The following is a 7,448-nucleotide window of genomic DNA, read 5'->3' as shown; positions in this document are numbered from 1 at the left end:
AGTGCTCTCCCGCTGAGCTACACGCCCATCTGACGGGGCGCATACACCACATTGAATCCGCCCCGTCAATAGCTGTGAGAAGAACTTATCAGGCTTTCTTTGCCCGAACGAAATAATGTCGCAGCCTGTCAGGCTGCGACCAGCATCTTTTCGATTTCGTTGACGAGATCGCGCAGATGGAATGGCTTGGACAGCACCTTGGCATCCTTGGGCGCCTTCGAATCGGAGTTCAGCGCCACAGCCGCAAAGCCGGTGATGAACATGATCTTCAGGTCGGGGTCGATCTCGGAGGCCCGCCGCGCCAGTTCAATACCGTCCATTTCCGGCATGACGATGTCGGTCAAAAGCAGCGAAAACGGCTCCTCGCGCAATCGATCATAGGCGCTTGCCCCATTGTCGAAATGCGTGACATGATAGCCAGCCTTCTCCAGCGCCTTGACGAGAAAGCGCCGCATATCATTATCATCTTCTGCAAGAAGGATTCTCTTCATAAGTCCGTCCGAATTCTCTAGCGCCGGATCATCCCCAAACCCCGCGTCGTACTACTCTTTACAAAACGCTTTTTTGGTAAAGATCGCGTGAATGATTTGCTAGAAATAAGGGCGAACGGGGCAAAAGTCGAGGCGTTCCGCGCGCGATCAGCAACGATCCGCAAGCCTCCAGAAAGTTGACCGGCTAAGGCCGTTCATCAATTCCCTATCGTGGAAACTTGCACTACAGTACAGGAAACCAGCCCCGCCGCCTTGCAGCGAAACCTTGAAGCAGAAGATGACCGTCGAGCGCGATTTTACCGATATACAGCCGTTCGAACTCCGGCAACCATCCGATCAGCGCATACCTTTCGTCTTCAATTCCCCCCACAGCGGGCGCTTCTACCCGCGCGCGTTCCTCGAACAATCGCAGCTTGATCCGCAAACGATCCGCCGTTCGGAGGACTGTTTCGTCGACCAGCTTTTTTCCTCTGCTGTGCCGCTCGGCGCACCCTTGATGCTGGCGCACTTCCCCCGCGCCTATCTAGACGTCAATCGCGAGCCTTACGAACTCGATGCCAAGATGTTTATGGAACCGCTTCCCTCCTATGCCAACGGAAGTTCGGCGCGTGTCGCAGGAGGACTGGGCACCGTGCCGCGCCTCGTCGGCGAGGGGCAGGAGATTTATGCGCAGAAGTTGCCGCTAAGCGAAGCGCTCGACCGCATCAATACGATCTACAAGCCCTACCATACCAAGCTCGGCACGCTCCTTTCCGCCACGCGACAGCGCTTTGGCTATGGCGTCCTGGTCGATTGTCATTCGATGCCGACGGGCATCCGCTTTCCGGAAAGCGGCATGCGCCCCGATTTCATTATCGGTGACCGGTTCGGGACGAGCTGTGCGCCGGAACTCGCAAATTCCGCCATCCATCTCTTGCGCGAGATGGGCTACCTCGTTGCGCATAACAAGCCCTATGCAGGCGGCTATATCACAGAACACTATGGCAGCCCGCTAAAGCGGTTCCACGCGCTGCAGATCGAGGTCAATCGCGGCCTTTATCTCAATGAACAAAACTACGAGAAGAAGTCCGGGTTCGATCAACTCCAGCGCGACATCGCCCGGTTCCTTGTCGATCTCGTCTCGTTGCCCGACTTCTATTTCCTCGACCCGCCACTTGCGGCGGAGTAGGTAACTTGCTGCAAATCCGCCCGGCCAATAAAAAAGACCGCGCATGAAGCGCGGTCCAAGTCTAGGGAGGAAACGCCCAAGGAGGGCAGAACAGGTCGCCCCGTTCACACACAACTCTATGTTGCGTCGCACAAATGTCAAGAAGTTTGTGTATGTTTTTGTGCACAAGTCGTGACTGCTTAAAAAGTGTGCAACATTTTTATTCGCAGTGCAGTCGAATGAGAATGTTTTAATCGCGAGGAGCCATTTTGGTCGTAGAACTTTCCTTTTTGAAGCAGATTGCTTCCGTAGCCGCCGAGCAAACCTTGCCGCGATTCCGCAATATTTCGCTCATCGACAACAAATTTGAGTCGGGTTTTGACCCGGTCACCGAGGCTGACCGCGAAGCGGAAAGAGCGATTCGCGTTCTCATCAACGAGGTATACCCCGACCACGGAATCCTTGGCGAAGAATTCGGAAGCGAGAACCTCGACCATTCGCATATTTGGGTTATCGACCCGATAGACGGCACGCGTGCCTTCATCTCGGGCATCCCGGTCTGGGGCACTCTGGCGGGACTTACCGTGGATGGTGATGCAGTTGCGGGCGTGATGGCGCAGCCGTTTACCAATGAGCTGTTCCTGTGTGATGGCGAGGCATCCTGGTATGAAGGACCTGGCGGAACACGGCGGCTCACGACGCGCAAGACGCGCGACCTTGCCGATGCAACGCTGTTCACGACGACGCCGGCGCTGTTCAAGGGCGAAGAGCGTACAGCCTATGACAGCGTCGAACGGCGCGTGAAGCTCGCTCGCTACGGCACCGACTGCTATGCGTACGCCATGCTGGCTGCAGGTTTCGTCGACCTCGTCATCGAAACCGGCTTGCATCCTTATGATATTGTTGCGCTCATACCGATCATCGAAAAAGCCGGCGGCGTGGTCACGACCTGGGATGGCGGTCCGGCCGAGAACGCAGGCAGCGTTGTCGCCGCCGCAACCCTGGAACTCCATGCACAGGCCATGGCGCTGTTGCAGGCCTAGAAGCGAGGATGGCTCTACCCCTCGTCGCCGCCGGTGCCTGGAATGAAGGCGTCGAAGGCAGCGAAGAACTGTTCGCGGTAGAAATCCTTCTCCTGCAGGATCTCGTGACGGGCGCCGTCGACGGTGAGGAGTGTCGTGTTGCGCATCTGTACAGCGAACCGCTCGATCGCCGGCGTTGAAACCACGCTGTCGGCACCAGCCGCAACAATGAGCGTGGGGATCCGGATAGTATCAATATATTCGGGTTTGGTGACCCGTTTTATTGCCCTTGCGGCAGCAACGATCCAACTGGCGGTCGGGCCGCCGATGGCAAGTTCGGGTGCCAGATCAAGAACTCCGCAATTGCGATCGTAGCGAGCACTGTCCGATGTAACTTCGTTGGCGGCAAACGGTCGCAAAACATGCGGGCCGCCGAGCATATATGTGCCGCCCAGTCCGGTTGAGCGCAGCGTATTGGCGATGATCCGCGCCGACATCTTTCTGGTTCGGCTGGAATTGATGTCGAGGAGGGGAGCAAGCAGAACCATACGGCGAATTCTGTTCGAAAGGGCCGGAGCCGTGACGAGGGCTGTCAATGCGCCCGCCGAGTGGGCGAGAATATAATAGGGACCGCGGCAATCGGGCAGGAGCACCGATTGGAACAGGAGTTCGAAATCGGCCGCGTAGTCATCGAAACTCTTGACAAAGCCTTTGGCAGCGTTGCGCAGGTATCGGCTTGACGCACCTTGCCCGCGCCAATCGAATGTTGCCACCGTAAAGCCACGCGAAGCGAGGTCGCGGATCGTCTCGAAGTATTTTTCGATGCACTCATTGCGGCCATGCAGGACGATAACGGTGCCGTGGGCCGGATGGCTGGCGGCGGGCGTGATCGCATAACGCAGCATTTTGCCCTTGCCGAGATCAAGTGCTTCGACACGCGTGCCTATCGGTATGGGGTTGGCGGCGGTTTCGACAAGCGGCCGGATCATTTGAGTTGGCTGGTCCACGTCGTTTGCCCGCTCGATGCGATGATTTGAGTAACCCTGTGATAGGATGCCCCAGTGCAAAGGTCAAACCTCGGCATTTCAAAAAGAATGACCGGAAACTCTGCCTGGGAGCTTCCGGTCAATACGTTGCGGGTGGAAGGGACGTTACGCCCGCAACGATCTCGGCTTGGTTGGACTAGTAAGCCGGGTTTATCTCGATGCTAAAGCCACTCTGGCGGCGGTCGTCATAGCGATCGCGGCCCATGCGGCGGGTTTCGAGAATATCACCGTCACGGGAGACGACGACGAGGACAGGCTCGCCGCGGCGCGAGGTGCGGGCGAAATATCGGCCACGTTCGAAGTTGACGTCGCGAACCCTGTAGCCGCGCCTTTCGAGCATGCGGGCGACGTCGCGCGAGCCAAAGCGATAGCGACGATCATCGCGGTAACCATCATAATAGCGGCGGTCCTGCACCTGATAGCCATCGGCAGCATATTCGTCGTCCACGTAGATCGCCGGCGCGCTATTTCCATAATAACGGCTATCGGCCAACGCCGAGGCCGAGAAGCCGGTGATCAGAAGCGCCGCAGAGGTGAGCGCAAGAACGGTTTTTTTCATTTTGATGTCCTTTGTCGTGTCGGATCGAATGCCAGATTGAGTGTAGGTATACGGGCATCGAGCTGAACGTATTCCGAAGAAGATGTTCATATTACGTTCATCCACAGGCACTGATCGCCCCGCCGTTGCCGGCCTTTCTGGGTCGGGCTTCGCACTTGAAATCGGGAAATTGCCTTACCAAATAGACCTTGTGACCGCCATAACGGGGTCACTGGTTCAAGAGAGCTTGCCAATGCGGGAGCTCCATTTCGAACCAAGTCACGCAAACATCGTCGCTCTAAAGGAGGGCTCAAACATGCGTCACGTTGATTTTTCACCCCTTTACCGTTCAACCGTCGGCTTTGACCGGCTTTTCACCATTCTTGATTCGCTGGCTCAGCCAGAAGGCGCCCAGACCTATCCGCCCTACAATATCGAGCGGACCGGCGAAAACGCTTACCGTATCACCATGGCCGTTGCCGGGTTCTCGGAGGACGAAATCCAGATCGAGGCTCATCGTAACCAGCTCAAGGTGACCGGCGAAAAGACTGCAGAGAAGGCCGACGAAAATGCCGAAACGCTTTATCGCGGCATTGCCTCGCGTGCTTTCGAGCGTCGCTTCCACCTTGCCGATTTCGTGGAGGTCAGTGGTGCCAGCCTGAAAAACGGCCTGCTGCACATCGATCTCAAGCGCGAAATCCCGGAAGAGATGAAGCCGCGCAAGATTGCCGTTACTTCCCTGTCGGACAAGGAAGCAAAGCAGATCGAAGCAAAGGCCGCCAACTAAGCATTTGGCAGGTTGAAACGAAGGAAGCGGCGCGCAAGCGCCGCTTTTTTCATGTTATGAGATCGCCGAAGCGGTCAACTTCCTCTAGCGTGGTCGCAAAGCTCGTTACGAGCCGAACCAGCGATTCGCCTTCTTCCGCAACGTGTCTTTCCCAATGGGGTGCACGCCAGTCATGGAAAATGGCGCCGTTCTCTCGGAGTCTTGCCGCCGTCTCTTTCGCCATCAGGGGAAAGACTTCGTTTGCACGGGGCTCCCAGGCGAGGCGCAGGGCCTTTGACGCCCGAATGTGATCTGCAAGCCGCGCGGCCATAGCATTGGCATGGGTAGCAAGTTCCAACCATAGTCCGCCGGCGAAATAGGCCTCAAACTGGGTAGCGATGAAACGGGATTTCGAAAAATGCTGCGCGACGCGCTTGCGCAGGAAAGGGAATCCCTCCGCTCGTGCCGGATCCATGAATACCAAAGCCTCGGCGCACCAGCACCCATTCTTCGTGCCGCCGAACGAGACGACATCGACGCCCTGCCGCCACGTCATCTCCGCTGGCGAGCATTCAAGCGATACAAGCGCATTGGCAAAGCGCGCGCCGTCCATGTGCAGCGGCAGATCATGTTCACGGCAAAGCGTCGAAATCGCGGCAATATCGCTGAGTTCGTAGATGGTTCCGATCTCTGTTGCCTGGGTGATCGAGACACCCATGGCCTGGCCCGCGAATACGTTCCCCGGTGTCACCGTACCGATCGCGGATTTGAGCGTCTCGACGTCCATGCGCCCAATCGGACCATCAACCGGTCGAAGGCGCCCGCCGCCGCTGATGAATTCGGGAGCGCCGGCTTCGTCGCCGATAAGGTGCGCTTCTCGATGCGCGAAAATCACGCCGCCGGGCTTGGCAAAGCTTGCCAGCGCCAGTGAATTGGCCGCCGTGCCCGTTGCGACAAAGAAAACCGCGACATCGCGATCGAAGATTTCGCAGAAGGTCCGTTCCACCGCCTTGTCCAGCGTACTCGTGCCGTAAGCTTGGGCAAAGCCGCCGGCGCTGTTGAGCAAGCTTTCGGCAATTTTGGGGTGGGCACCAGCCCAGTTATCGGAAGCAAAATGCATGAATCTATCCCGGATCTCGATCTGACGTGGCAGGCATATCCCTTTCCGGAATGAGTGAAAAGCCACGCCTCCACGAGCAGGCGGAGGAACTAGCTGTTTTTCCATGGCTTTTTGGCGGAAATCACCTATATCGAAACTATCGCGATACTTTCATGGTGTTTTGCGCAATGATATTTCGTGGAATGCTGATATTTTTTACTTTTCCATCTTGTGTGATGGCGTTAATTCTGGCATACCACAATAAGACAGCAATGCTGTCCTATTTGCGCGAGCCGAGAGCGGGATGGTAGGCAATTTTGCTTCCGTCCCTATAATGGTGAAGCGCAGCCTATAACCGGAAGATATGCCGCACCAAGCGGGGCTGGAATTATGTTATTCCGTCCCATGAGATAATGACCGCCCGCGACGGGCTGAATTGGAGGAATTGACGATGACGGATTTGACGCCATCTGTAACGACTGAACTTGCTCAGGCCGTACAGAATCGTGCGGTCAAAACCAATAAATCGTCAGGCATTCCGGCCAAACAGGGTCTCTATGATCCACGTAACGAACATGACGCCTGCGGCGTCGGCTTTGTCGCGCACATGAAGGGCGTCAAGTCGCACAAGATCATCGAAGACGGTCTGTTCATGCTCGAAAACCTCACCCACCGCGGTGCGGTCGGCGCAGATCCGCTTATGGGTGACGGCGCGGGCATGCTTGTCCAGATCCCTGATGCTTTTTTCCGTGCCGAATGGGCGGAAAAAGGCGTCGAATTGCCGCCGGTCAATCATTATGCGGTTGGTTACCTGTTCATGCCGCAGGATGCGGAGGAACGGGCGCACATCGAAACCGTAATTTCGGAAGTGATCGCTTCGGAAGGCCAGTCGCTCATCGGCTTCCGGGATGTTCCGGTCGACAATGCGTCACTGTCGAAAGCGCCGCATATCGCCGCAACCGAGCCGTTCCACAGGCAGGTCTTCATCGGCCGCAATCCCAACATCGAAACCAACGAGGATTTCGAAGGCCGGCTCTTTGTCCTGCGCAAAGTGATTTCGAACCGTATCTATCAGGAGAACGGCGGCAAGGAGAGCGACTTTTACGTCGTTTCCATGTCGGCGCGGACGATCGTCTATAAGGGCATGTTCCTCGCCTATCAGGTGGGCGCGTATTACAAGGACCTGAAGGACCCGCGCTTCGAAAGCGCGCTCGCCCTGGTCCACCAGCGGTTTTCGACGAACACCTTCCCCTCCTGGAAGCTGGCGCATCCCTATCGCATGGTTGCGCATAATGGCGAGATCAACACGTTGCGCGGCAACGTAAACTGGATGGCGGCA

The 7,448-nt window shown here is 56.8% G+C and carries 7 protein-coding genes and 1 pseudogene; 4 read left to right on the top strand and 4 right to left on the bottom strand.

Translation table 11 applies throughout. From position 1 onward, the window contains the following. Nucleotides 1–128: 128 nt before the first annotated feature. Nucleotides 129–491, bottom strand: coding sequence for a response regulator (locus tag AAAB35_RS23835; protein ID WP_027229490.1), 363 nt, complete (start codon nucleotides 489–491; stop codon nucleotides 129–131). Between the two features lie 277 nt (nucleotides 492–768). Between AAAB35_RS23835 and AAAB35_RS23830 the strand changes: the two genes are divergently transcribed. Further along, a complete protein-coding gene (locus AAAB35_RS23830; protein WP_340670771.1) occupies nucleotides 769–1,659 on the top strand; it encodes an N-formylglutamate amidohydrolase in 891 nt (296 codons plus the stop codon). Between the two features lie 248 nt (nucleotides 1,660–1,907). Then, the gene (gene hisN / locus AAAB35_RS23825) at nucleotides 1,908–2,681 is read left to right on the top strand and encodes a histidinol-phosphatase (RefSeq protein ID WP_340670769.1); all 774 of its coding nucleotides are present in this window, start codon (nucleotides 1,908–1,910) and stop codon (nucleotides 2,679–2,681) included. 14 nt (nucleotides 2,682–2,695) lie between these two features. Here the strand turns inward: hisN and AAAB35_RS23820 are convergent, their stop codons facing one another. Both AAAB35_RS23820 and AAAB35_RS23815 read right to left on the bottom strand, forming a co-directional pair. Then, nucleotides 2,696–3,667: an alpha/beta hydrolase gene (locus AAAB35_RS23820; RefSeq protein WP_340670767.1), complete on the bottom strand. Its 972-nt coding sequence runs from the start codon at nucleotides 3,665–3,667 to the stop codon at nucleotides 2,696–2,698. Nucleotides 3,668–3,842: 175 nt separating this feature from the next. Next, nucleotides 3,843–4,265: a hypothetical protein gene (locus AAAB35_RS23815; protein ID WP_340670766.1), complete on the bottom strand. Its 423-nt coding sequence runs from the start codon at nucleotides 4,263–4,265 to the stop codon at nucleotides 3,843–3,845. Between the two features lie 295 nt (nucleotides 4,266–4,560). Between AAAB35_RS23815 and AAAB35_RS23810 the strand changes: the two genes are divergently transcribed. After that, nucleotides 4,561–5,031 carry an Hsp20 family protein gene (locus AAAB35_RS23810; protein ID WP_340670765.1) on the top strand — a complete coding sequence of 157 codons (471 nt, stop codon included), beginning with the start codon at nucleotides 4,561–4,563 and terminating at the stop codon, nucleotides 5,029–5,031. 49 nt (nucleotides 5,032–5,080) lie between these two features. On the opposite strand, the gene AAAB35_RS23805 is transcribed toward AAAB35_RS23810, so the two are convergent. Further along, the gene (locus AAAB35_RS23805; protein WP_340670764.1) at nucleotides 5,081–6,130 is read right to left on the bottom strand and encodes a low specificity L-threonine aldolase; all 1,050 of its coding nucleotides are present in this window, start codon (nucleotides 6,128–6,130) and stop codon (nucleotides 5,081–5,083) included. 430 nt (nucleotides 6,131–6,560) lie between these two features. On the opposite strand from AAAB35_RS23805, the pseudogene AAAB35_RS23800 reads away from it, so the two are divergent. After that, nucleotides 6,561–7,448 (top strand): annotated as a pseudogene (locus AAAB35_RS23800) (glutamate synthase subunit alpha); the annotation flags it as partial.

The organism is Phyllobacterium sp. (assembly GCF_037994425.1).
Classification (GTDB): Bacteria; Pseudomonadota; Alphaproteobacteria; order Rhizobiales; family Rhizobiaceae; genus Phyllobacterium.
The sequence above is the reverse complement of the archived record's forward strand: the minus strand, read 5'-3'. Positions and strand labels throughout refer to the sequence as shown.

Bases quoted from the DNA above. Each gene is read 5' to 3' on its own strand.
- AAAB35_RS23835 (WP_027229490.1), bottom strand. From the start codon at position 491: ATGAAGAGAATCCTTCTTGCAGAAGATGATAATGATATGCGGCGCTTT.
- AAAB35_RS23830 (WP_340670771.1), top strand. From the start codon at position 769: ATGACCGTCGAGCGCGATTTTACCGATATACAGCCGTTCGAACTCCGG.
- AAAB35_RS23815 (WP_340670766.1), bottom strand. From the start codon at position 4,265: ATGAAAAAAACCGTTCTTGCGCTCACCTCTGCGGCGCTTCTGATCACC.
- AAAB35_RS23810 (WP_340670765.1), top strand. From the start codon at position 4,561: ATGCGTCACGTTGATTTTTCACCCCTTTACCGTTCAACCGTCGGCTTT.
- AAAB35_RS23805 (WP_340670764.1), bottom strand. From the start codon at position 6,130: ATGCATTTTGCTTCCGATAACTGGGCTGGTGCCCACCCCAAAATTGCC.